At 67.1% G+C, this 21,701-nt stretch carries 18 protein-coding genes; 9 read left to right on the top strand and 9 right to left on the bottom strand.

The features are described 5' to 3' along the window. The first annotated feature begins 16 nt into the window (after nucleotides 1-16). Genes Q4S45_RS15910 through Q4S45_RS15925 form a run of 4 tightly spaced genes read left to right on the top strand, consistent with a single transcriptional unit; the run spans nucleotide 17 to nucleotide 6,428 of the window. Nucleotides 17-733 carry a CerR family C-terminal domain-containing protein gene (locus Q4S45_RS15910; protein ID WP_305505854.1) on the top strand — a complete coding sequence of 239 codons (717 nt, stop codon included), beginning with the start codon at nucleotides 17-19 and terminating at the stop codon, nucleotides 731-733. Next, complete coding sequence (locus Q4S45_RS15915) at nucleotides 730-2,130, top strand: efflux transporter outer membrane subunit (RefSeq protein ID WP_305505855.1); 1,401 nt, start codon at nucleotides 730-732, stop codon at nucleotides 2,128-2,130. The genes Q4S45_RS15910 and Q4S45_RS15915 overlap by 4 nt, the downstream gene beginning before the upstream one ends. Before the next feature lie 26 nt (nucleotides 2,131-2,156). Then, nucleotides 2,157-3,296, top strand: coding sequence for an efflux RND transporter periplasmic adaptor subunit (locus Q4S45_RS15920; protein ID WP_305505857.1), 1,140 nt, complete (start codon nucleotides 2,157-2,159; stop codon nucleotides 3,294-3,296). Between the two features lie 9 nt (nucleotides 3,297-3,305). Beyond that, nucleotides 3,306-6,428: an efflux RND transporter permease subunit gene (locus tag Q4S45_RS15925; RefSeq protein ID WP_305505859.1), complete on the top strand. Its 3,123-nt coding sequence runs from the start codon at nucleotides 3,306-3,308 to the stop codon at nucleotides 6,426-6,428. Between the two features lie 187 nt (nucleotides 6,429-6,615). On the opposite strand, the gene Q4S45_RS15930 is transcribed toward Q4S45_RS15925, so the two are convergent. Next, nucleotides 6,616-9,144 (bottom strand): DUF6600 domain-containing protein, encoded by a 2,529-nt coding sequence (locus Q4S45_RS15930; protein WP_305505861.1) that lies wholly within the window; start codon nucleotides 9,142-9,144, stop codon nucleotides 6,616-6,618. Between the two features lie 209 nt (nucleotides 9,145-9,353). Here Q4S45_RS15930 and Q4S45_RS15935 point away from each other — a divergent pair, with 209 nt between their 5' ends. Beyond that, on the top strand, nucleotides 9,354-10,022 hold the full coding sequence (locus Q4S45_RS15935) for a ribonuclease T2 (protein ID WP_305505863.1): 669 nt from the start codon (nucleotides 9,354-9,356) through the stop codon (nucleotides 10,020-10,022). Between the two features lie 4 nt (nucleotides 10,023-10,026). Here Q4S45_RS15935 and Q4S45_RS15940 read toward each other — a convergent pair whose 3' ends face one another. The 3 genes from Q4S45_RS15940 to Q4S45_RS15950 all read right to left on the bottom strand — a co-directional run bounded on the left by Q4S45_RS15940 (nucleotide 10,027) and on the right by Q4S45_RS15950 (nucleotide 13,622). Next, nucleotides 10,027-11,691 (bottom strand): methyl-accepting chemotaxis protein, encoded by a 1,665-nt coding sequence (locus tag Q4S45_RS15940; protein WP_305505865.1) that lies wholly within the window; start codon nucleotides 11,689-11,691, stop codon nucleotides 10,027-10,029. 417 nt (nucleotides 11,692-12,108) lie between these two features. Next, complete coding sequence (locus Q4S45_RS15945) at nucleotides 12,109-13,041, bottom strand: hypothetical protein (RefSeq protein ID WP_305505867.1); 933 nt, start codon at nucleotides 13,039-13,041, stop codon at nucleotides 12,109-12,111. 92 nt (nucleotides 13,042-13,133) lie between these two features. Then, nucleotides 13,134-13,622 (bottom strand): hypothetical protein, encoded by a 489-nt coding sequence (locus tag Q4S45_RS15950; RefSeq protein ID WP_305505869.1) that lies wholly within the window; start codon nucleotides 13,620-13,622, stop codon nucleotides 13,134-13,136. Between the two features lie 537 nt (nucleotides 13,623-14,159). On the opposite strand from Q4S45_RS15950, the gene Q4S45_RS15955 reads away from it, so the two are divergent. Continuing rightward, on the top strand, nucleotides 14,160-14,531 hold the full coding sequence (locus tag Q4S45_RS15955; RefSeq protein ID WP_305505871.1) for a hypothetical protein: 372 nt from the start codon (nucleotides 14,160-14,162) through the stop codon (nucleotides 14,529-14,531). A 42-nt stretch (nucleotides 14,532-14,573) separates the two neighbouring features. Here the strand turns inward: Q4S45_RS15955 and Q4S45_RS15960 are convergent, their stop codons facing one another. Together Q4S45_RS15960 and Q4S45_RS15965 are read right to left on the bottom strand one after the other, a co-directional pair. Beyond that, complete coding sequence (locus Q4S45_RS15960) at nucleotides 14,574-15,983, bottom strand: efflux transporter outer membrane subunit (RefSeq protein ID WP_305512124.1); 1,410 nt, start codon at nucleotides 15,981-15,983, stop codon at nucleotides 14,574-14,576. Beyond that, nucleotides 15,983-17,239: an efflux RND transporter periplasmic adaptor subunit gene (locus tag Q4S45_RS15965; protein ID WP_305505873.1), complete on the bottom strand. Its 1,257-nt coding sequence runs from the start codon at nucleotides 17,237-17,239 to the stop codon at nucleotides 15,983-15,985. Before Q4S45_RS15965 ends, Q4S45_RS15960 begins: the two co-directional genes overlap by 1 nt. A 383-nt stretch (nucleotides 17,240-17,622) precedes the next feature. On the opposite strand from Q4S45_RS15965, the gene Q4S45_RS15970 reads away from it, so the two are divergent. The 3 genes from Q4S45_RS15970 (at nucleotide 17,623) to Q4S45_RS15980 (ending at nucleotide 19,353) form a co-directional block, all read left to right on the top strand. Continuing rightward, nucleotides 17,623-18,594: a hypothetical protein gene (locus Q4S45_RS15970; RefSeq protein ID WP_305505875.1), complete on the top strand. Its 972-nt coding sequence runs from the start codon at nucleotides 17,623-17,625 to the stop codon at nucleotides 18,592-18,594. A gap of 63 nt (nucleotides 18,595-18,657) precedes the next feature. Beyond that, nucleotides 18,658-19,041: a hypothetical protein gene (locus Q4S45_RS15975; RefSeq protein ID WP_305505877.1), complete on the top strand. Its 384-nt coding sequence runs from the start codon at nucleotides 18,658-18,660 to the stop codon at nucleotides 19,039-19,041. A gap of 18 nt (nucleotides 19,042-19,059) precedes the next feature. After that, on the top strand, nucleotides 19,060-19,353 hold the full coding sequence (locus tag Q4S45_RS15980; protein WP_305505879.1) for a hypothetical protein: 294 nt from the start codon (nucleotides 19,060-19,062) through the stop codon (nucleotides 19,351-19,353). A gap of 28 nt (nucleotides 19,354-19,381) precedes the next feature. Here Q4S45_RS15980 and Q4S45_RS15985 read toward each other — a convergent pair whose 3' ends face one another. From Q4S45_RS15985 to Q4S45_RS15995, 3 genes are read right to left on the bottom strand one after another with little or no spacing between them, the layout of a single operon-like run. Next, nucleotides 19,382-20,200 carry a Crp/Fnr family transcriptional regulator gene (locus tag Q4S45_RS15985; RefSeq protein WP_305505881.1) on the bottom strand — a complete coding sequence of 273 codons (819 nt, stop codon included), beginning with the start codon at nucleotides 20,198-20,200 and terminating at the stop codon, nucleotides 19,382-19,384. Further along, a complete protein-coding gene (locus tag Q4S45_RS15990) occupies nucleotides 20,197-20,886 on the bottom strand; it encodes a response regulator transcription factor (RefSeq protein WP_305505883.1) in 690 nt (229 codons plus the stop codon). The genes Q4S45_RS15985 and Q4S45_RS15990 overlap by 4 nt, the downstream gene beginning before the upstream one ends. Next, nucleotides 20,876-21,694 (bottom strand): sensor histidine kinase, encoded by an 819-nt coding sequence (locus Q4S45_RS15995; protein ID WP_305505885.1) that lies wholly within the window; start codon nucleotides 21,692-21,694, stop codon nucleotides 20,876-20,878. The genes Q4S45_RS15990 and Q4S45_RS15995 overlap by 11 nt, the downstream gene beginning before the upstream one ends. Between the last annotated feature and the right edge of the window lie 7 nt (nucleotides 21,695-21,701).

Raw genomic sequence — 21,701 nt, forward strand, 5'->3', positions numbered from 1 at the left:
GTGGTGTAATTTGACAATGGAATATTCAGGCGACAACATCAACGACGACACCCGCAAGACCCGCTCGGACGGCGCCCAGTCGCGCGAACGCCTGCTGCTGGCCGCGCAGCGCCTGTTCGCCGAGCAGGGATTCGCCCCTACCTCAACCCGCGAGATCGCGCTCGCCGCAGGCACCAACGTTGCGTCGATCAGCTACTACTTCGGCGACAAGGCCGGCCTGTACCGCGCCGCTTTCCGCGAACTGGCGCCCTGCCCGCGCAAGGACGTCGCGGCGTTCACCGACCCCGCCGCGTCGCTGCGCGAATCGCTCGAGGCGTTCTACGCGATGCTGCTCGGGCAGCTCAAGCAGGGCGACCTGCAGCGCCTGTCGATGCGCCTGTGGTTCCGCGAGATGCTCGAGCCGACCGGCCTGTGGCTCGACGAGATCGACAACGGCATCCGTCCCGCGCACGCCGGCCTGGTGCAGGTGCTGGGGCGCCATCTGGGCAGCGCCGCGCCGGCCGACGACGTGGCGCGGCTCGCGTTCGCGGTGGTTGGAATGGCCATCCACCTGATGATCTCGCGCGACGTCGTCGAGCAGCTCACGCCGCAGCTGCTGGCCGACGGCGCCGCGATCGACACCTGGACCGCGCGTCTGGTCGCTTACGCCGAGGCGATGGTCCACGCGGAGAAAGCCCGCATGGAGGCCGCGGCGGCGCCGAAACAATCACAGCCACGAAAGAACAAAGCATGAAGATAGCCCGCATATTGACGACCGCCGCCGCGCCGCTCGCGCTGTGCGCCTGCGCCCTGTCCCCGCCGGCGCCGAAGGTCGATCCGCTGGCGCCGGCCAGCTGGGAAGCGGCGCCCGCGCACAACGGCAGCCTGACCGACCTGGCCAGCTGGTGGCGGCAGCAGGGCGACCCGTTGCTGGCGCAGCTGATCGATGCGGCACAGGCGGCCAGCCCCACGGTGTCGAGCGCGCGATCGCGCATCATGCAGGCGCGCGCCCAGCGCGTGGCGGCCGGCGCGGCGCTGCTGCCGTCGGTGGATGCGGCGGCCAGCATCAGCCGCTCGAACCAGCAAAGCGCGGTCCCGACCGGAACCACCTCGCAGGCCGCATTCCAGGCCGCGTGGGAAATCGACTTGTTCGGCGCGCGCCGGGCCGAGCGCCGCGCCGCCGGGGAACGGCTGGCCGGCGCGCAGGCGGGCTGGCACGAAGCGCGCGTGTCGGTGGCCGCCGAAACCGCGAACCAGTATTACGCATTGCGCGCCTGCGAACAGCTACTGGCGGTGGCCGAACAGGACGCGGCATCGCGCGACGACACCTCGCGCCTGACGCAGCTGACCACCGACGCCGGTTTCCAGTCGCCGGCGACCGCGGCGCTGGCACGCGCCAGCGCCGCCGAAGGCCGCAGCCGCGCGACCGCCCAGCGCGCCCAGTGCGACCTCGACGTCAAGGCGCTGGTGATGCTGACCGCACTCCCCGAGCCGGACCTGCGCCGGAAGATCGCCGGCGCGACCGCCGTTGCGGCCGCGTCGATCGAGATCAGCGCGCTGCCGGCGCAGACGCTGGCGCAGCGTCCCGACGTGTTCAACGCCGAACGCGAAGTAGCCGCTGCGAGCGCGGAGGTGGGCAGCGCCCAGGCAGACCGCTATCCGCGCCTGTCGCTGCAGGGCGCGGTGGGCGTCGCCAACTTCCGCAGCGGCGGCGAAAACACGAAGCTCGATACCTGGACCATCGGCCCGCTGGCGCTGACCGTGCCGGTGTTCGACGCCGGCCGGCGCAGCGCCAACGTGGACGCCGCCCGCGCGCGCTACAACAACGCCGTCGTCAGCTACCGCGCGGTGGCGCGCCAGGCGGTGCGCGAAGTCGAAGAGGCGCTGGTCAATCTGCGCAGCACCGCGCAGCGCAGCGACGACGCGCAGGTGGCGATGGACGGCTACCGCTATTCGTTCCGCGCGACCGAAGACCTGTACAAGAACGGGCTGGCCAGCCTGCTGCAGCTGGAAGACGCGCGGCGCACCCGGCTCGCCGCCGAAAACGCCGTCGTGACCCTGCAGCGCGAGCGCAACGCCGCCTGGATCGCGCTTTACCGCGCCGCCGGCGGCGGCTGGACGCCCGCCGCCAACTTCGCCGCCGCCCAATGAATCGCTTGAATACGGAATCCCAGAACATGAAAAATCTGCTGCTCAATCCCGCTTCCGCCCTCGTCTTCGGCGTTCTGGCCGCCTGCGCCGCCGCGACCGTGCTGGTCTCCCCCGCCGCCGCCGACGACAAGAAGCCCGCGCCGCCCAAGCCCTCGCTGACCGTCACCACCACACGTCCATCGGCCGCCAACCTGCCGGTCAAGCTCTCCGCCAACGGCAACGTGGCGGCGTGGCAGGAGGCGATCATCGGCAGCGAAACCGGCGGCTTTCGCCTCAACGAAGTGCGCGTGAATGTCGGCGACATCGTCAAAAAGGGCCAGGTACTGGCGGTGTTCTCGGCGGACAGCGTGAACGCCGACGTGGCGCAGGCGCGCGCGGCGCTGCAGGAAACGCGCGCCAACGCCGCCGAAGCGAGCGCCAATGCGGCGCGCGCCCGCACCTTGCAGACCTCGGGCGCGCTGTCGGCGCAGCAGATCAGCCAGTACATGACGGCCGAGCAGACCGCGAATGCGCGCATCGCCGCGTCGCAGGCCACGCTGGCGGCGCAGCAGCTGCGCCTGAAATACACGCAGGTGGTGGCGCCGGACAGCGGCGTGATCTCGGCGCGCAGCGCCACCGTCGGCTCGGTGGTCGGCGTGGGCACGGAACTGTTCCGCATGATCCGCCAGGGCCGCCTCGAGTGGCGCGCCGAAGTGATCGCGGCCGACCTGGCGCGCATCAAGCCGGGCACCAGGGCCGTGGTCAAGGCAGCCAGCGGCGCCGAACTGACCGGCACGGTGCGCATGATCGCGCCGACCATCGATCCGCAAACCCGCTCGGCGCTGGTGTATGTCGACCTGCCGCCGTCGCTCTCGGCGAACTCCCCGTTCAAGGCCGGCATGTTCGCCAGCGGCCAGTTTGAGCTGGGCACGTCGGACGCGATGACCGTGCCGCAGCAGGCGGTGGTTGTGCGCGACGGCTTCAGCTACGTGTTCCGTCTGAACGCCGATCAGCGCGTCAGCCAGCTCAAGGTGCAGACCGGGCGCCGCCTGTCCGACCGCATCGAAGTGATCAAAGGCCTGAAGCCGGAGGAGCAGGTGGTGGTCTCCGGCGCCGGCTTCCTCAACGACGGCGACCTGGTACGCAACGTGCCCGCGGCAGCGCCGGCGGCGGTCGCGGCCAAATAAGGAATCGCCATGAATTTTTCCGCACTATCGATCAAGAGCCCGGTACCGGCGATCATGCTGTTCATCCTGCTGTCGCTGGCCGGCATCCTGGCGTACAAGGCCAACAGGGTGCAGGACTTCCCCGACATCGAACTGCCGATCGTGACTGTCGCCGCGACGCTCGACGGCGCCGCGCCGGCGCAGCTGGAAACCGAGGTCGCGCGCAAGATCGAGGACTCGGTCGCCAGCCTGCAGGGCGTCAAGAACATCTACACCAGCGTGCTTGATGGCGTGGCCACGGTCACGGTCGAATTCATCCTGGAGAAGGATATCGCCGAAGCGGTCAACGACGTGCGCGACGCAGTGGCGCGGGTCAAGGCCGACATGCCGGCCGAGATGCGCGACCCGACGGTGACCAAGGCGTCCACCGCGGGACGCGTGGTGATGACCTTCATTGCCACCCCTGCCCCGGCCAGCGGCGGCACCCCGCTGGACGACCAGGAGGTCAGCTGGTTCGTCGACAACGTGGTGACCAAGCGTCTGCTCAGCGTGCCAGGCCTGGGCGCGGTGAAGCGGGTCGGCGGCGTCACGCGCGAGGTGCGCGTCGAACTGGACGACGCGCGCATGGCGGCGCTGAAGGTGTCGGCGATCGATGTGTCGCGCCAGCTGCGCAGCGTGCAGCGCGAGTCGCCGGGCGGGCGTGGCGACATCAGCGGCGCCGAGCAGTCGGTGCGCACCATCGCCACCGTCAAGACCGCGGCCGAACTGGCGGCGCTGGACATTCCGCTGGCCGACGGACGCCGCGTGCGCCTCGACCAGATCGCCAACGTGACCGACACCGTCGCGGAACCGCGTTCGCTGGCCGAGCAGGACGGCAGGAAGGTGGTCGGCTTCGAGGTGTTCCGCACCAAGGGCGCCAGCGAGATCGACGTCGCCGAAGGCGCCCGCGAGGCCGTCGCCGAGCTGCGCAAGACGCACGCCAACATCGTGCTCAAGGAAGTGATCGACAACGCCTTGCCGGTACAGGAAAACTTCACCGGATCGATGGAGCTGCTGTACGAAGGCGCGCTGCTGGCGGTGCTGGTGGTGTGGTGGTTCCTGCGCGACTGGCGCGCGACGCTGGTCGCCGCGGCCGCGCTGCCGCTGTCGGTGCTTCCGGCCTTCCTCGGCCAATACCTGTTCGGCTACACGCTCAACACCGTCACCCTGCTCTCGCTCGCGCTGGTGGTCGGCGTGCTGGTGGACGATGCGATCGTGGAGATCGAAAATATTTCGCGTCACCTGCGCATGGGGAAGACGCCGATGCAGGCCGCGCTGGAAGCGGCCGACGAAATCGGCATGGCCGTCATCGCCACCACGTTCGCGCTGGTGGCCGTGTTCCTGCCGACCGCGTTCATGGGCGGTATTCCCGGCAAATTCTTCAAGCAGTTCGGCTGGACCGCGGTGCTGGCGATCCTCGCATCGCTGCTGGTGGCGCGCCTGCTGACGCCGATGATGGCCGCGTACATCCTCAAGCCGGTCGCGCACCGCGACGAACATGACGGCTGGATCATGACGCGCTACATGCGCGCGATGCGCTGGTGCCTGACCCATCGCCGGATCACGGCGATCGCCTCGATCGTCTTCTTCGTCTCCTCGATCGCGCTGGCAGGGCTGCTGCCGACAGGCTTCGTGCCGCCGGCCGACCGGTCGCAGACCCAGATCAACATCGAGCTGCCGCCAGGCTCCACGCTGGCGGAAACGCGGGCCGTCGCAGAACAGGCGCGCGTGGCCGCGATGCAGGTCAAGGGCATCAAGGGAGTCTTCAGCTCGATTGGCGGCGGCTCCAGCGGCGATGCGTTCGCTCCGGGCGCCGCGGCCGAAGCGCGGCGCGCGATCCTGACGCTGACCACCGTGCATCGCACCGACCGCAAGGAGTCGCTCAACGACATCGAGCGCCAGATTCGCGCGAAGCTCGACCAGGTGCCGGGCGCGAAGTTCAACGTCGGCCCCCCCGACACCGGCGTGAAGATGGAGCTGGTGCTGCGCAGCGACGATCCGGTCGCGCTCAACGCGGCGGCGCGCGCGGTCGAGCGCGATCTGCGCACCCTCAAGGGCATCGGCAACGTCAGTTCGACCGCATCGCTGGTGCGCCCCGAGATCATCGTCCGGCCCGACTTTGCCAAGGCCGCGGACCTCGGCGTGACCGCCGAATCGATCGGCGAGACCGTGCGCGTGGCGACGGCCGGCGACTACGATGTCGCGCTCACCAAGCTGAATCTGTCGGAGCGCCAGGTACCGATCCGGGTCAAGCTGCCCAACACCGTGCGCGCCGATCTCGATGCGATCGGCCGCCTGACCGTGCCCGGCAAGAACGGGCCGGTGATGCTGGCGAATGTGGCCGAAATCACGATGGAAAGCGGCCCGGCGCAGATCGACCGCCTCAACCGCAGCCGCAACGTCCGGCTCGACGTCGAACTGTCGAACCGCTCGCTCGGGGAAGTCAATGAGGAAGCGCGCCAACTGCCGGCCGTGAAGGGGCTGCCGGCGTCGGTGGAGCTTGCGGACTTGGGCGACGCGCAGGAAATGGAGAACCTGTTCGCCAGCTTCGGCATCGCGATGGCGATCGGCGTGCTGTGCATCTATGGCGTGCTGGTGCTGCTGTTCCATGACTTCATGCAGCCGGTGACGATCCTGGCGGCGCTGCCGCTGTCGATCGGCGGCGCGTTCGTGGCGCTGCTGGTCACCGGGCGGGCGCTGTCGATGCCGTCGATGATCGGCCTGATCATGCTGATGGGGATCGTGACCAAGAACTCGATCCTGCTGGTGGACTACGCGATCCTCGCGCGCGAGGCGGGCAAGAACCGCTTCGACGCGCTGGTGGACGCCTGCCACAAGCGCAGCCGGCCGATCATCATGACCACCATCGCGATGGGCGCCGGCATGATGCCGCTGGCGCTTGGCTGGGGCGCCGACCCGAGCTTCCGTTCGCCGATGGCGATTGCGGTGATCGGCGGGCTGATGACATCAACGCTGCTCAGCCTTCTGGTGGTGCCGGCGGTGTTCACCTACATCGACGACCTGGAGCACCTGATCAGGCGCGGGATGCACCGGATGCGGCGCCAGAAGCCGGTGGCGCCGGCGCCGGTTCCTGTGCCGGACTTGATGAAGTAAGGACGCGCGGCGCGCAGAATCGGGGTCTGGTCCTGCGGACCTGACCCCATTTTGATCTCACTACAAATTATCGACCAAGGTTCTTCGGCATCAAAAAGACCGGTGTAACCTTGGTCCCGTCGAGATGTCCAGGATGGGGTCAGGTCCGCGGAACCTGACCCCGATGGCGCGACAGCCGCCTAACCGTCTACCGGTTCTGCTGTTCCTTGTCGTCTTGCTTGTCGCGGCCACGGCCGTGACCGCGCTCCTTCTCCGGCGGCGCCGATGCAGCGGCCGCCGCTGGCGCCTGGTGCGCCTGCGCCCTTGCCTGTTCCGCTTGCGCCCGCGCGGCAGCCTGCGCGGCCAGGGCCTGCATCCGACCCTGCTCCTGCGCCCGCGCTTGCTCCTGGGCGTGCGCCTGCTGCTGTGCGCGCGCCTGCTCCTGTGCGTGGGCTTGCTGCTGCGCGCGGGCCTGCTGTTCCTGCTCGCGCGCCTGGCGCGCCCGGGCCTGCTGCTCCTGTTCGCGAGCCTGCTGCTGCATCCGCGCCTGCTGCTCCTGTTCGCGCGCCTGCTGCTGCGCGCGTCCGCGCTGTTCCTGCTCATGCGCTTGCTGCTGCATCCGCGCCTGCTGCTCTTGCTGTTGCTGCGCCCGGCCCCGCTGTTCCTGCTCGCGGGCTTGCTGCTGCATTCGCGCCTGCTGCTCCTGTTCGCGCGCCTGTTGCTGCGCGCGTCCGCGCTGTTCCTGTTCACGCGCTTGCTGCTGCATTCGCGCCTGCTGCTCCTGCTGCTGCGCGCGGCCCCGCTGTTCCTGCTCGCGAGCCAGCTGTTCCTGATGTTGTTGCGCGCGCCCGCGTTGCTCCTGTTCGCGAGCTTGCTGCTGCATCCGCGCTTGCTGATCCTGCTCCTGCGCGTGGCTTCGCTGCTGGCGCTCGCGAGCCTGCTGCTCCTGCTGTTGCGCGCGGACTCGTTCGTCCTGCTCGCGGGCCTGCTGCTGCATCCGCGCCTGCTGCTCCTGTTGCTGCATGCGTCCGCGCTGCTCCTGCTCGCGCGCTTGCTGCTGCATCCGCGCCTGCTGCTCCTGTTGCTGCATGCGTCCGCGCTGCTCCTGCTCGCGGGCCTGTTGCTGGATCGCGGCCTGCTGTTCCTGCTGCTGCGCGCGGCCCCGCTGCTCGGCATCGCGTTGTCCATGATCGCGGCGCGCATCGCGCTCGATGGCCTGAACCTGCGGCGGGAGCGGCTGCTGAACCACCGGCGCGCTGCCCTGCGGCGGCAACTGTCCGAACTGGCGCGCGCCGCGCCGGTCCTGCGGCAAGACGCGAGGCGCCGGCGCGAAAGCCGCCTGCGGCGCCTGCTGCTGCGGCATCGGCGCCTGGAAGGCGGCCCGCGGCGGCGCGTTGCGCGCAAGCGCCTGGCGCTGCATCACCGCTTGCGGCGGCTGGTTGCCTTGGCCGCGATGCCCGCGTTCGCGTTCCGGCGCCACCGGCGCATTGTGCGCGATCGCGGCGGCGGCCAGCGCAGCCGCCGGCAGCGCCATCGCCGAACGCGACACCGGCTGCGCCTGCGCGAACGCGTTGGCCGGCACTGCCGTCACCGCGCGGCGGTTGGCATACTCGACGCGCCGGTCGTCACGCGAAATGTGGCGGCGGTCCACCACCGTGTTGGTGATGTTGATGTTGGTGATGTAGTTCGGGCTGGCGCGGTACGACGGGCGGTAGACCTCGCGCGGCGCCAGCGGGAACCAGGCGACCGGCCGCTCGCGCGGCGCGTACGATCCCGATCCGATATTGACGAAGGCGACGAGCGCCGGCGCGTACACCGGGCTTGCCGCGCGCGGCCCCGGCACCCATCCCCAGCCGTCGTTGAAGCGCGCCCAGCGGCCGTAGTGCGAGACCGCATAGCCCCACGGCGCGTCGTCGATCCAGGTCCAGCCCCACGGCTGCACGTACGACCAGTGGCCGTCGCGATACGGCGCCCAGTCGCGGCCCACATGCGCCGGCATCCAGACGTTGCCGTAATCGGGCACCACGCGCCAGGTGCCCTGGTCGTCGAGGTCTTCGTAGCCGACCAGGTCCTGCGACACATAGCGCACCGAGCGCGCCTGCTCGATGCGGCGGTCGCGCGAATCGGACCAGCGGTCGAATTCGTCGGCAAGCGGCCGGGCGTAGCGCGCATCGCGCAGGTCGGTGCCGCCGAAGCTGTAGGCCTGCCCGGCGGCGAGCCGATAGGCGTTGCCGTCGCCGTAGGCTTCGGCCTGGCCGCGCCGCACCGCCACCATCGTCGCGTCGCCGTTTGGGTCCACTTCAACGCGGTAATCGCCCGGCTCGCGGATCGACAGCGCCAGGTTCGGCGTGTCGATTTCGAACACGTCGTTCGGCCGCAGGCGCCGCACATGGATATTCAGGCGTCCCTGCGACAGCTGCAGCTGGGTCGCGCGGTCGTCGTTACCGAGCAAGGTGACGAGGGTGCCGCCGGACATGCGCAGCGCGGCGCCACCGAGCTGGATTTCGTCGCGCGCGCCCGGCTCGACCCACAGGCGGTCGCCCGGAATCAGCGGCCGGTTGAGGGCGGCGTTCTCCCACACGTTGTCGCCGGCCGGCGCAAAGCTGACCGGGCCGCTGACATACGCCAGCCGCGCCACGCGCGACGGAGGATCGGCCAAGGCGCTGGCGCCGGCGCTCATCAGGACGGCGCCGAGGCCGGCGAGCGCGATGCGCTTGAAGGGGATGTGCTGGTTCATAGGACCTCGCTGGAAAATGGGGACGCTCTGTCGAAAATGCACCAATATGGTGCACCTATCCGACAGAGCTTTCTGTACGTCAGCGAACCAAAATCGCGTTTCGTACCTGCATACCCGATTAACGCTTGCCACGGCAAAGAGCGCACGAGATCTCGTTATAAAATGTAACGCGCAAGACCTTTCCCCGAGACAATTTCAAGGAGCCATCCATGCCGGTCAAGAGAATCATGCTGATGGGCGCCCTGCTGTGCGCCGCCGCAGGCGCCAGCGCCGAACAATACCGCCATGGCCGCGATGCCGGAGAGCCGGGGCGGTTCGATTACTACGCCGTGGCGATGAGCTGGTCGCCGGCCTTCTGCGCCACACACGACGATCCGAACCAGTGCGCGCCGGGACGCCAGGCTGGCTTCGTGCTGCACGGCCTGTGGCCGCAATATGAAAAGGGCTATCCGCAAGAGTGCTCCACCGAGCGCCTGTCGCCGCGCGATCGCGACAAATATGCGTCGCTGTACCCGTCGCCGAACATGATCGGCCACGAATGGAGCAAGCATGGCACCTGCTCGGGCCTGAATCCGGCGGCGTACTTCGAGATGTCGGCGCGGCTGCGCGACCAGCTGGCGATCCCCGCGCCGTTCCAACGGCCTTCGGCGCCGGTACGCACCAGCTACGGCGAATTCGTGCAGGCTTTCCGCGCGGCGAACCCGCGCCTGGCCGAGAACGCGGTGCTGCCGTTCTGCGGCGCCGGCGGCAGATTCCTCAGCGAGATCCACGTCTGCTACGACAAGCGCGGCGCCTCGGCCAGCTGCGGGGCCAGCGAAGTGCGGCGCTCGGAAAACACCTGCCGCAAGCAGAGCTTCGTGCTGCAGGCGGCCCGCTAAGCGCCTAGAACTGTTCCCAGTCGTCGCCCACGGCAGCGCGCGGCTTTGGCGCCGGTGCGAAGCGCGCAGTCTCGATGCTGCGCGCCGTCGCCGGCACCTGGCGCATCGGCGGCCGCGGCGCCGCCACCTTATCGAGCTTGAACACGCTGACCACCAGCGCCAGCTTGGCCGCCTGGTCCTGCATCGCTTCCGATGCGGCCGACGCCTCCTCCACCAGCGCCGCGTTCTGCTGCGTGACCTGGTCCATCTGCGCGACGGCCTGGTTGATCTGGTCGATGCCTGCGGTCTGCTCCTGGCTGGCTGCCGATATCTCGCCCATGATGTCGGTCACGCGACGCACGCTCTCGACGATGTCGTGCATCGTCGCGCCGGCTTCGTTGACAAGCTTGCTGCCGGCGTCCACGCGCTCGACCGAGTTGCCGATCAGTGCCTTGATCTCTTTCGCGGCGGCGGCCGAGCGTTGCGCCAGGTTGCGCACTTCGGTGGCGACCACCGCGAAGCCGCGGCCCTGTTCGCCGGCGCGCGCCGCTTCCACCGCGGCGTTCAGGGCGAGGATGTTGGTCTGGAACGCGATGCCGTCGATGACGCCGATGATGTCGACGATCTTCCTGGCCGAGTCGTTGATCTCGCCCATCGTGTCGACCACCTGGCCGATCACGCTGCCGCCCTTCGACGCCACGCCGGACGCCGATTCGGCCAGCGCGTTGGCCTGGCGCGCGTTGTCGGCGTTCTGCCGGACGGTGGACGTCAGTTCTTCCATCGAGGCGGCGGTTTCCTCGAGCGAGCTGGCCTGCTGCTCGGTGCGGCTCGACAGGTCCTGGTTGCCGGCCGCGATCTGGCCCGACGCGGTGGCGATCATGTCGGTCCCGCTGCGCACTTCGGCGACGATCTCCACCAGGCCGTCGTTCATCTTCTGCAGCGCGTGCAGCAACTGGCCGATTTCGTCGTTCGACGCGATGTCGATGCGCTCGGTCAGGTTGCCCGCGGCGACACTGTTGGCGATGCGCAGCGCCTGCCCCAGCGAACGCGCAATGCCAGCCACCAGCCAGGCGCCGATCGCGATGCCGCACGCGATGCTCAGTGCGATCAGGCCGATGGCCACCAGCTTGGCGGTTTCATAGCGCGCGATGGCCGCCTGGTACTCGGCCTGACCCACTTCGAGCTGCAGCCTGACCAGCGCGTGCATGTTGTCTTGCAGCGGAACGAAGGCCGCCCCCAGCGGGCCATGCACCAGCGCGACGGCGGCCGGCAGGTCTCCGGCGCGGAACGCGGCGAGGATCGGCTTCAATCCGGTGTCGACGAAGGTCTTTCGGCTCGCGGCAAACGTCGCCGCCAGTTCCTTCTCGCGCGGCGTCAGGTAAGTGGCCATGTACTCGCCCCACTTGGCCGAGATCACCCCGATGCGCTTTTCGACATCGTCGATTGCAGCCGGCAACTGGTCCGGCTGGCCGCTGGCCGCCTTCGACAGCGCGTTCTGGTTCTGCTGGATCAGCGACAGCACCTCGCTCAGCTGCCCGAGCGCGACCAGCCGGTCGTTGTAGACGGTCTTGAGCGCCTCGTTGGTGGCGTTCAGGTCGCGCAGGCCGGCCAGTCCGATGGCGAGCGACGCAAGACTCAGCAGGGCGATCACGAAGATCAGCCGCGTTTTGATGCTCAGGTTCTTAAACATGTTCGAATTCTCGTTGAATGACGATGCGCGCGCCGGCCGCCGCATGGGCGGGCAGGAACGAAGGTCGGTAAGGGATAAACGCGAAGCGGGCGAACGATGTGGGTCGCTGACAGGCGAGTCTGGCGGCAGCAGGGTCGAGGCTGGCGAAACGGGAAGTGCGAGTGCCTATTGCAATTAAGGATACCCACATTCAACATTCAATTAAATGTCTATGAGGCAATTCTCTCAAATAATTGCGTGGATGGCCGGGCGAGTGTGGTTTTTACAGCGGAAGAAAAAAAGGGGGCCGAGTCAGGCGACCCGCCCCCACCTGGAACGATCAGTGAGCGAACATGGCAATGAGGATGATGATCGGAATCGGTACACCAATCATCCATAACAGGATCGAGCGCATGGAGTTCTCCTTTTAGTGGTCGGTTATCGGGTACGCGGCGACAGCGCGATGGCGTTGTCGCGCAGCTTGCCGCCGAAGGTCGCCGCCACGCTGGCGACGAAGGCGCCGAGCAGCAGCGCCACGGTCATCCACAGCGCGGCGCCGGCCGTGGCCTTGCGCGCGGTATCGGCCGCTTCCTTCGCTTTCGCCTTGGCGTTGGCGGCGGCGGTGCTGACCTTGCCGTAGACTTCGTCGACGCGCTTCTCCGCATCGGCCTGCGACAGGCCGGTGCGCGCCGCCACCACCTGGGCCAGGTAGGTGCGGTCGTCGGTGGCCAGGCTGCCGGCCTGCAGGCCGGTGGCGAAAATGCGGACCACTTCGGCGCGCACATTGGCGCCCGTGGCGTCGGCCGGCTTGTCGGTGCGCAGCAGCATATCCGAGAAGTAGTCGACCGGATTGAGCGCGCCTTCGCTGGAAGCCTCTTTGGCCGCGCCGGCCGCGGCGCCAGCGCCCACCGCCGCCGTCGCCTTGGCTACGCCGGCGCCGGCGTCGATCGCCCCGCTCGCCGCGCTTTTCAGCGCGCCGCTGGCGAGCAGCCCCGCCAGGATGGTCGCCACTGCCCAGGCCAGCATTCCGTGCGCGGTGTCGCGGAAATAGACTTCATCGGTATGCAGCCCGGCCCACTTGGTGCGCAGGCGCCCTGCCATGTAGCCGCCGACCGCCGCGGCGGCCAGCTGAGTGAACGAAATCCAGAGGATGGTCGACACGCCGATCGCCGTCGCGCTGTTGTACGACCAGGGCGAGATCGCCGCCAGGCCGAGGCCCGAACCGAGGATGAACAACACCAGCGAGAGCGCCGCCGCGGCGGCCGCCCCCGCGAAGATCGCGCCCCAGGAGACGCCCGATCGCGCCGACTCGGCGGCGTCGATGTCGAGGTCGCGTCCGTAGATCTCCGAACCTGCAGATTGAGTTTGCATGATTTGTCCTTTTTCTTGTTAGTTTTTACGCGCACGAACACGCCGCCGGCCGGCGCTGGCCGGCCGCGGCGTGAAGATCCGGCCGGCCCTGCTTAGCGGCGGCCGCCCAGGATCTTCGACAGGATGTAGCCGGCGCCCAGCGCAACCAGCACCGAGGTGGCCGGGCTGCTGCGCACGTAGCCGCGGCCAGTCTCGGCAAAGTTCTTGGCGGCGTCAGCGAGCTGGCGCGATTTCGCGTCCATGCCCTGGGTCGCCCCGGCCAGCGCGCCGGACAGCTTGTCGACGCCGGCATGCGCCGACGTGGCCAGTCGGTCGACGATCGGCTGGGCCGCGTCGGCTGCCTTGTCGATCGACTTGTGGACGTCCGCGGCGCCCGACTGCACGTCTTTCGACAGGTCCTTCGCCATGTCCTTGGCCTTGTCGATCATGCCGCTGGCCGCGCTCGCCGCACCCGATGCGCCGGAAGCGCCCGCGCTGCCGCCCGTGCTGCGCGACGCGCCCATGTCCTTGCCCATGCTGCTGCCTGCGCCTTCGCGGCCCAGGTCGCGTCCGCTGCCTTCGTTCGATTTTTGGTTATCCATGATGTATCCCTTGTAGAAAATTTTTTAAGCTGCCCGGCGTGAAACGATCTTCACCATTCATTCTTCCCTGATCCCGCGCCGGTCAAACGGCGGCGCGAGCATGGACTGCGCTGCATCATGCGTGTTTCGACACGAGATTCTGCGCCGAGTACAAAAGGTAAAGGTATTGCAAGGTTGACACTGTGCGGTGCCTAACAGAGGCGAAAATGTGGGGAAAATCGCGATTCTTGCTGGAAACGCCGGCGCGGGGACGCGATGGCGGCTGGTAATTTCGCTATTGTAATAATTGCTTTGTAGACATAGCCACGCTTAGTTACTAAAATACCAAGCGCTGAAATTGCAATTAGGCATCGACAATCTGCCCCGCTGAACTCGCACCCACCGTCAAGGAAGCCGCTTGGACAAGGACACATCGCAGCAGCACGTCACCGCGATCCGCATGGATGGGATTGCGTTGATGTTTGACATTACGCAAACCGCGGCGCAGATCCGCGGAGCAATAATCGTGAGTCATTTTTGTCAACCAGGGATACGCAGATGGCGCTGATCTACGCACGGCTTACCGCCGGCATGCAGCACGATGCGGCAGATCGATTCGGCGTGCGCGCGGGGTTCCCTGGCCGCCGCGTGCTGGCGGGCGACCAGTCAACGGAAATCACAGTGGACCAGGAGCGCGACGAGTGGCGGGAGTTCGAGTTCGCGGCGCCGCTGGCGGCGCGCGCGGCCGAACCGTCGCTGGAAAACAGCAAGGCCTACATCCTTCACAAGGAGCCCGATGGCGTCTGGTTCGTCGACCGCTGGACGATGGATGCCGCGGGCGCCGTTCGCGCGGCCAGCCCGGACTGCGCCGCCGCGAACGAGCACACCGACAGCTGCTTCATTATCGAAATCGGCCACGCAGGCCGCTGACCAGGCGGGGGCAGATCCCGCCCCGCCGCCGCGAAGAACACGTCAGCCTGCCGGATCTTTCGCTGCCGTTTCATCGTGCCAGCCGCCGCCCAGGGCCTTGAAGAGCGTCACGGTGGCCTGCAGGCGCTTGAGCTTCAGCTGCCCCAGGTCGTTCTGCACGTCCGACATCGCGCGCTGCGTGTCGAGCACCGTCATCAGTTCCTCGGCGCCGGCGCGGTAGCGGATCTGCGACAGGTCGTACGCCAGGCGCGCCTGCTCCATCTCGGTCTGCTTGAGCTTGCGCTGCTCGTCGAGCGTGCGGATCTGGCCGAGCACGATGTCCACTTCCGACAGCGCCGCCACCACGGTGGAGCGGTACACCTGCACCATCTCCTGCTTGCGCGCGGCGGCCAGGTCACGCTGGCTTTTCAGGCGCCCGCCGTCGAAGATCGGCGTCACCAGCGAGGCGCCCACGTTGGCCAGCAGGGCCGGCCCGTTGAACAGCGCCAGCAGCGCGTTGCTTTGCGCGCCGGCCGCGCCGGTCAGGCGAATGCGCGGGAACAGCGAGGCGCGCGCCACCGCCAGGTCGGCGTTGGCCGCTTCCAGCACGGCTTCGGCGCGGCGGATGTCGGGACGGCGCGTCAGCAGGTCCGACGGCAGGCCCGGCGTCACGTCCGGCAACGACACCGTGTCGAGGCCGTGCTTTTCTATCTTGAAGGTCTGCGGCGACTTCCCGAGCAGGATCGCCAGTGCCGACCGGGCCTCGCGCGCCTGCTGCATCAGATCGGGGATGGCGGACTTCAGCCCCGCGACCGCCGAGCGCTGGCGCGCCAGGTCCAGCGGCGAAGCCGAGCCGGCCTTCTTCTGCGCTTCGACCAGCACCAGCACCTTCTCGGCGTTGGTGACGTGTTCGCGCGCGATGTCGAGGCGGTCGTTCAGCGACAGCACCTGCAGGTACATCGACACGATCGAGCTGGTGGTCGTCAGCGCGACGGTCTGGCGGTCGTAGCGGTTGGCCTTGAGCGAGGCGTCGGCCGACGTGACGCTCGCTTCGTTGCGGCCCCAGAAATCGACTTCGTACGCGGTCTGCATCCAGGCGTTGGCCGAGGTGCTGGCCGAACCGGCGCCGATCGGCAGGTCGCGGTTCGCGCCGGTGGAAAAATCGACGGTCGGCAGTAGCTGCACGCCGGCGATGCGCGCCTGGGCCTCCGCCTGCTTCACGCGCGCGCGCGCCGCGGCCATCCCGAGATTGCCGGCCTGCCCTTCGGCCACCAGCGCGGTCAGCTCGTCGCTGCCGAAGCGCTTCCACCAGTCGGCGTCCACGCGCTCCGGCTCGCCGGCCGTGCCGCCCTGCGACCAGCCGGCCGGCATGTCGACCGCCGGCGGCGCCTCGGCGACGGGCGCCTTGTGCGCGCAGGCGGCCAGGGTGGCGCACACCAGCGCCAGCGCCGTCAGCTTCATCGGGCGCGCCATCACGCGGACGGCGCCTTGGCCGGCTGCACAACCGGCGCCGGCGCCGGCGCCGGCAGCTTGCCGACCAGGACCTGCTCGCCGGCGGACAGGCCGGAGAGCACTTGCACGTTCTGCTTGTTGCGCAGGCCGATCTTCAGCTTGCGCGGGCTGACCTTGCGGTCGGCGTCGATCACGTTCGCCGCGTACATGCCGTCGGCGTCGGCCGCGCCCAGCGCGCGCACCGGCAGCAGCAGCGCATCCTGCGACTGCGAGACGATGAACTGCACTTGCGCGCTCATCCCGCTCATCAGCTGCTGGTCCGGGTTGTTCACCTCGAACAGCACGTTGTAGAAGGTCTCCTTGCCCTGCTCGCCCGTGCCGTCGGCCGGAATCGGCATCACCTGGCGCAGCTTGCCGGTCCAGTGCTGGCCCGGATAGCCTGGCGTGGTGAAGGTGGCGGTCATGCCGCGGCGCAGGCGCGTCACGTCGATTTCGGCGACGCGGGCCTGCACGGTCATCTTGGTCTGGTCGGCGATGCGCAGCAGCGGCGCCGCGGGCTGGCCCGGTCCGACGTTCTGGCCCGGATGCGCGTTGATGGCGACGACGGTGCCGGCGATCGGCGCCAGCACCTGCGCGTGCTGGCGGCTGTCCTCGTCGATCTTCAGGTTCGCTTCAACCTGGCGGATCTGCGCGTTGATCGAATCGACGCGCGCGCTGGCCGACGACACGCCCATGCGGCTCGACTCGAAGGCGTCTTCGCGGGTCGCGTTCTGCGCCTTCAACTGGGTCTGGCGCTTGAACTGCAGTTCGGCGAAGTCGAGCTGCGCGCGCTGGTCGGACAATTCGGCCTGCAGGCGCGCCATCTGGGCGCGGTTGCTCTCGACCTTGGCCGGCTGCACGGTCGGGGTGATCTCCACCACCAGGGCGCCGGCCTTGACGGTGTCGCCGATCTGCACCAGCACGTCCTTGACCTGGCCGCCGATCTGCGGGCTGACGTCGACGAATTTATACAGCTGCAGCTTGCCGGCGGCCTCCACGGTCTGCTGGATCTCGCCGCGCTGGACGGTGACGGTGTCGAGCTTGACCGGCGCGGCCGGCCGCGCGGCGTCCACCGAGGCGGTGTGCACCGGCTTGGGCTGCTGCAGCACCTGCGCCAGCACCACGCCCGCGCTCAGGACCGAGACCAGCGACAGCGCGATCACCGGGGCGCGGCGGCGGAGTGTGCGGATCGCGCCGCCTGGCGCGGGCTGGGTAACGGTTGGCTGGTCAATAGTCATTGGATGTCGAAATAAAGCAATGCTCGGTGAAGCGGCCCCAGGAGGGCCAGGCCGGCGTGCGCCTTTGGGACGAACGAGCTGTGCGTTCGAGGCAGCGCGTTGAATGGTCGGTTCAACAAGAGTCGTTCTGGACGCCGGAAAAATAAGTGCGTAGTTTAGACGAAATGCGCGAGTTGCTCCAACGCACGCCGCGTTTTTTTCGTAACTTATGTTACTTGGACAATGTTGCCGGCGAGCGTCTGGGCGGCCAAGGTCCTGTCAAGCGATGGCTTCGAGGCAGCACATTTGCAGACATAATTTCAAATATGCAATATTATTGTTGTGCAAGTGACCAGTCCTTGCTTTTACCTTCAATAAACCAATAACGAGAATCGGAGAAAAGGATGGAACTGTTTTTCTTGCGGAGGTTGTTTTGTGCGCTGGCCCTGGTCGTGTCCGGCGTCGGCCTGACCGGCTGCGCGTCGATTGTCGACGGCACCAACCAGGTCGTCTCCGTCAACACGCGCATGGCCGGCCAGATCGTGGACGGCGCAAAATGCGAACTCAGCAACGATAAGGGCAAGTTCTACGTGACCACGCCGGGCACGGTCACCATCCATCGGGCCTATGCCGACCTGGCCGTCACGTGCGAGAAGCCGTCGTTGCCGAGCGGCAGCGCCACCGTCAAATCGAGCACCAAGGGCATGGCGATGGGGAACATCCTGGTCGGCGGCATCATCGGCGCCGCGGTGGACGCCAGCTCCGGCGCGGCCTACGACTATCCGACCATGATCACCGTCAGGATGGGCGAGGCGATCCAGTTGCCCTTCCCTGTCGCAAGTTCCGGTCACCGCGAGGTGCGCGATTTGAACACCCAGGTGGCCGGACACCAGCGGCCGCGCCCCGCGAGCGAACCTGTGCCCGTTGCCGTGCCCCTCCCTGCGCCAGTCGAAGCGCCGGCTCACCTGGCCGACAGCACGCCTGCCGAGCAGTGGGAAGGCGTGCTTAATTGCGTGGCCCGCGACGACAGCGACGGCTCCCAGGCAAAGGCATACAGCTACCGGGTGAAGATGGAAATGCACGGCGACACCGCGACGATGCGGCGTGCCTCCGGCGAGGTGATGGAGATGCTGACCGGGAAAGTGCGCGCCGATGTCCTCGCCCTGAGCGGAACGGGCTACAGCCAGAAAACGCCGGGCAGCGTCTGGCAGTACCGCTTTAGCGGCGAAATGCGCGAAGGGGCGGTCAATTACCTGGGCAAGGGCGACTTGCTGGTGAAGGGCAAACAGCCGCGCGCGTGCCAGGTCATGTTGAAGCGGGTGGCGGCGCCAGCCAGGGCGGCGGAATCCGATACGCCGGCGCCAGCCAAAACCTGAACGATACGCGCGTCTCGCTTCGACTCAGGCCGCGACATCGCGGCCTTTTCGGGCATAGGTACCGTGGACGACTGGCTGACACCGACCGAGGTCGCGCCGGGTGTGACGACCTTCGCCAAGAGTACGGTTACATGGGTCAGAGGGATCGAAGATGTCAATCCAGCGGATGGCAGAAAATTCATCGGCGCCAGCGAAGGCGTCTCATTGAGTTACGTGGCCGGCAATTTCGGCTATGCGCTCTGGTTCTATTTTTTGCTGCCCGATGGAACGGAAATTCCTGCTGGCTTGGACGTAGAACAAACTGGGCAGGATCACACGCATTATTCAATACGTTGCCGAAATGCCATGACGAAAACCGCGTATGAGGGCGCGCTCGACAATATGGCACGCTCTGCAATTGCGAGATCAATTGAGCCAAGCCGTCCTGCTCTCTGCTTTAAGGAATAGAGGAATAGAGGAATTATCATGCCGAATATAAGCGAAAAAGATCTAGCGGTCTTTATTTCTTTATTGTCCAGCAAAATTGTGGAAATGAAGCACGAATTGCGCGATTTGCAAGCTATTGACGCTGACGATGCCAGCGACGAGGAAATCGAAAATCAATGCGAGATTCAGGAATGCATCGAGCAATACGACAATATTCTTGGCGGTGTTCGCGAAGAATACGAAGCCGGCCTCGTAGACGAAATTAATCTGCCAAGTTATGAAGCGTTAACTAAGGCTAGCGATTCGACGAAATTGCGCATCCGTCCGCGTTGAAACGCGGCGTGAGCGCCGCACGATCTGGTCAGTGAACCGGCATCTCCGGCTGCCGATCTTCCGTCGGCGCCGGCACGGGACAGCGGTCCGCCGCGGTGTTGTCTATCATCGCGATCAGTTTCGCGCGATCCAGAATCTGGACCATCCGTCGCTCAATCCGCACCGCGTGCTGCGCATTGAAACGGGCGATCAGCCGGCTGACCGTTTCGACGGTCGTGCCGAGGTAGCTGCCGATATCGCTGCGCGACATGGCCAGTCGAAACGCGGTATCGGAATAGCCCATCCGCGCATAGTTGGCGCTTAAATACAGCAGAAAGCAGGCAAACCTGCCGTCGAGCGACGGCAGCGTCAATAAGCGCGTGTGCTGGTGTTGATCGAGCAGCGTCGCGCTCATGGCGGCGAGAAAGCGATCGAGGAAACGGGGATGGTCGTGCATGGCTTTCCTGACCTGCGCGTACGGCACCTCGCACACTTCGCTGTCCTCCAGCGCCATCACCCGCGAACTATGCACGCCGGTCGCGACCCCATCGAAGCCCACAATGTCGCCCGGCATGTAAAACCGCACCACGCGCTGCACGCTGGCCGGATCGAGGACGAATTCCTTGAATTGCCCGACACGGACAATGTAGAAGGTATCGAATTTGTCATTCGCGCGAAACAAGCTGGCATGGCGTTCAATGCGCCGCTTGCCGGCGACCATGCGCTCGAACGCGGCATTGTCGTCGCTGTGAAACAGGCTGGGCAGGCAAGCCTCGCGGCCGCCGCAAAGGGCGCATCGATTGTCCGCCGCCGCGCCGCAACCCGGTACACCGGCAGCTTCTTGGCGATCTCGGGGGATGGCGTTCATCGTCTTGTCCTCCTTTCCGGCAAACCGTCGGGCTGGATGTGAACAACGCGGTCGACGAGTCCTTCTTCGATGGCGAGGCGGGTCAGTTCGGCGATGCTTCCCACACCCAGCTTTTGAAATATCCGCATCCGGTGCGTGGAAATGGTTTTCGGGCTGAGGTGCAGCTGCTCGGCAATAGCGCCGTTGGATTCGCCGCCGACGAGCTTCATCATGACTTCGAACTCCCGCGGAGCCAGCTTGTCATGGTGGCGCGTCGCGCCGCCATACACCTCGCGCAGCAAGCGGTCGCTCAGCTCGGCACTGAAGTGGCGGCCACCCCTGGCGATGGTCCGCAGCGCGCTCACAAACACCTCGGCCGACGCGCCCTTGGTCAGGTAACCATGGGCGCCGCAGCGCAGCGCCCGGATCGCGAAGATCTCTTCCGCATGCGTGCTGAGCATGAGCACCCTGGCGGCGGGATGCAGCCGCCTGATCCTGGCCAGCACAGCCAGCCCGCTTTCGTCCGGCAAGCCGATGTCGAGGACCGCGATTTCGATTCGATGGGAAGCGAGCGCTTTCATCGCTTCGGCGCCGTTACTCGCTTCCGCGGCGACATGCATCCCCGCGGCCTGCGCCACGCAGCGCGCCCCGGCAAGCGAAAGCGGGTGGTCGTCCACCAGCAGCAAGTTGATCGCGTCAGCCGGCATAGCAATGTCCGATCGGGATGGCAAGGCACACAGCGCATCCCTGGTCTGGCGCCCGTTCGATCAGGAGGTAACCGCCAATGGCGTTGGCCAGCTCGTGCATGCCGCGCAGCCCGCGCCCGCCGCCTTCCTGTGCCGCCGCCCCGGCGGCGTCGCGATCGGGATTGTCTTCGTCACCGATGCCGTTGTCCTCGATGCGCGCAATCAGGAAGCCATAGTTCTCGAACAGCTTGACGGTCAGCCGGGAGGCACGCGCATGTTTTCCCGCGTTGGTGATCGCTTCGCTGATGACGCGGAAAAGCACGCGCTCACATTCCTCGGTAAAAGCCATCTGCTCAAGCCGGGCATCGACGTACAGCGCAGTCAGGACGCCGCTGCGGCTGGCCAGGCACCTCAGCTGGAAGGCGATTCCGGGCCAAAATCCCAGCTGCTCGAGCAAGGTGGGACGCAAATCGCATCCAATGCGCCGGATCGCCGCAAAACAAGCCGACGCCAGCGTGGCGGCATCAGCCAGCAGTTCGACAGGCACAGGCTCACCCTGCTTTTGCCGCATCAAGGCCACCTCCACGCAGGCTTTCAAGGCAGTGGCGATGCCACCAAGGTCGTCGTGGACCTGATGGGCGATCTGCTCGCGCTCCCGATGCCGTAGCCGCAGCCCGGCGGCGTCCTGGGCGCGCCGGCTGAACCCGGAACGTCGCGAATGGGTCATGGGATCGTCGAGCGCGCCGGCGACTGGTCGCGACGGCATCTGCGCCGCGGGTGGTACTGCACTTCTAGATAGCGGTATGCCAATCGGTTCACGGTTGAACATGATGAAG

This window comes from Massilia sp. R2A-15 (assembly GCF_030704305.1).
In the GTDB taxonomy this organism is placed as follows: Bacteria; Pseudomonadota; Gammaproteobacteria; order Burkholderiales; family Burkholderiaceae_D; genus JAFCUW01.

What these genes read in the sequence shown, in the direction of transcription:
- Q4S45_RS15910 (WP_305505854.1), top strand. Translation starts at nt 17, where the DNA reads ATGGAATATTCAGGCGACAACATCAACGACGACACCCGCAAGACCCGC.
- Q4S45_RS15915 (WP_305505855.1), top strand. Translation starts at nt 730, where the DNA reads ATGAAGATAGCCCGCATATTGACGACCGCCGCCGCGCCGCTCGCGCTG.
- Q4S45_RS15920 (WP_305505857.1), top strand. Translation starts at nt 2,157, where the DNA reads ATGAAAAATCTGCTGCTCAATCCCGCTTCCGCCCTCGTCTTCGGCGTT.
- Q4S45_RS15925 (WP_305505859.1), top strand. Translation starts at nt 3,306, where the DNA reads ATGAATTTTTCCGCACTATCGATCAAGAGCCCGGTACCGGCGATCATG.
- Q4S45_RS15930 (WP_305505861.1), bottom strand. Translation starts at nt 9,144, where the DNA reads ATGAACCAGCACATCCCCTTCAAGCGCATCGCGCTCGCCGGCCTCGGC.
- Q4S45_RS15935 (WP_305505863.1), top strand. Translation starts at nt 9,354, where the DNA reads ATGCCGGTCAAGAGAATCATGCTGATGGGCGCCCTGCTGTGCGCCGCC.
- Q4S45_RS15940 (WP_305505865.1), bottom strand. Translation starts at nt 11,691, where the DNA reads ATGTTTAAGAACCTGAGCATCAAAACGCGGCTGATCTTCGTGATCGCC.
- Q4S45_RS15945 (WP_305505867.1), bottom strand. Translation starts at nt 13,041, where the DNA reads ATGCAAACTCAATCTGCAGGTTCGGAGATCTACGGACGCGACCTCGAC.
- Q4S45_RS15950 (WP_305505869.1), bottom strand. Translation starts at nt 13,622, where the DNA reads ATGGATAACCAAAAATCGAACGAAGGCAGCGGACGCGACCTGGGCCGC.
- Q4S45_RS15955 (WP_305505871.1), top strand. Translation starts at nt 14,160, where the DNA reads ATGGCGCTGATCTACGCACGGCTTACCGCCGGCATGCAGCACGATGCG.
- Q4S45_RS15960 (WP_305512124.1), bottom strand. Translation starts at nt 15,983, where the DNA reads ATGGCGCGCCCGATGAAGCTGACGGCGCTGGCGCTGGTGTGCGCCACC.
- Q4S45_RS15965 (WP_305505873.1), bottom strand. Translation starts at nt 17,239, where the DNA reads ATGACTATTGACCAGCCAACCGTTACCCAGCCCGCGCCAGGCGGCGCG.
- Q4S45_RS15970 (WP_305505875.1), top strand. Translation starts at nt 17,623, where the DNA reads ATGGAACTGTTTTTCTTGCGGAGGTTGTTTTGTGCGCTGGCCCTGGTC.
- Q4S45_RS15980 (WP_305505879.1), top strand. Translation starts at nt 19,060, where the DNA reads ATGCCGAATATAAGCGAAAAAGATCTAGCGGTCTTTATTTCTTTATTG.
- Q4S45_RS15985 (WP_305505881.1), bottom strand. Translation starts at nt 20,200, where the DNA reads ATGAACGCCATCCCCCGAGATCGCCAAGAAGCTGCCGGTGTACCGGGT.
- Q4S45_RS15990 (WP_305505883.1), bottom strand. Translation starts at nt 20,886, where the DNA reads ATGCCGGCTGACGCGATCAACTTGCTGCTGGTGGACGACCACCCGCTT.
- Q4S45_RS15995 (WP_305505885.1), bottom strand. Translation starts at nt 21,694, where the DNA reads ATGTTCAACCGTGAACCGATTGGCATACCGCTATCTAGAAGTGCAGTA.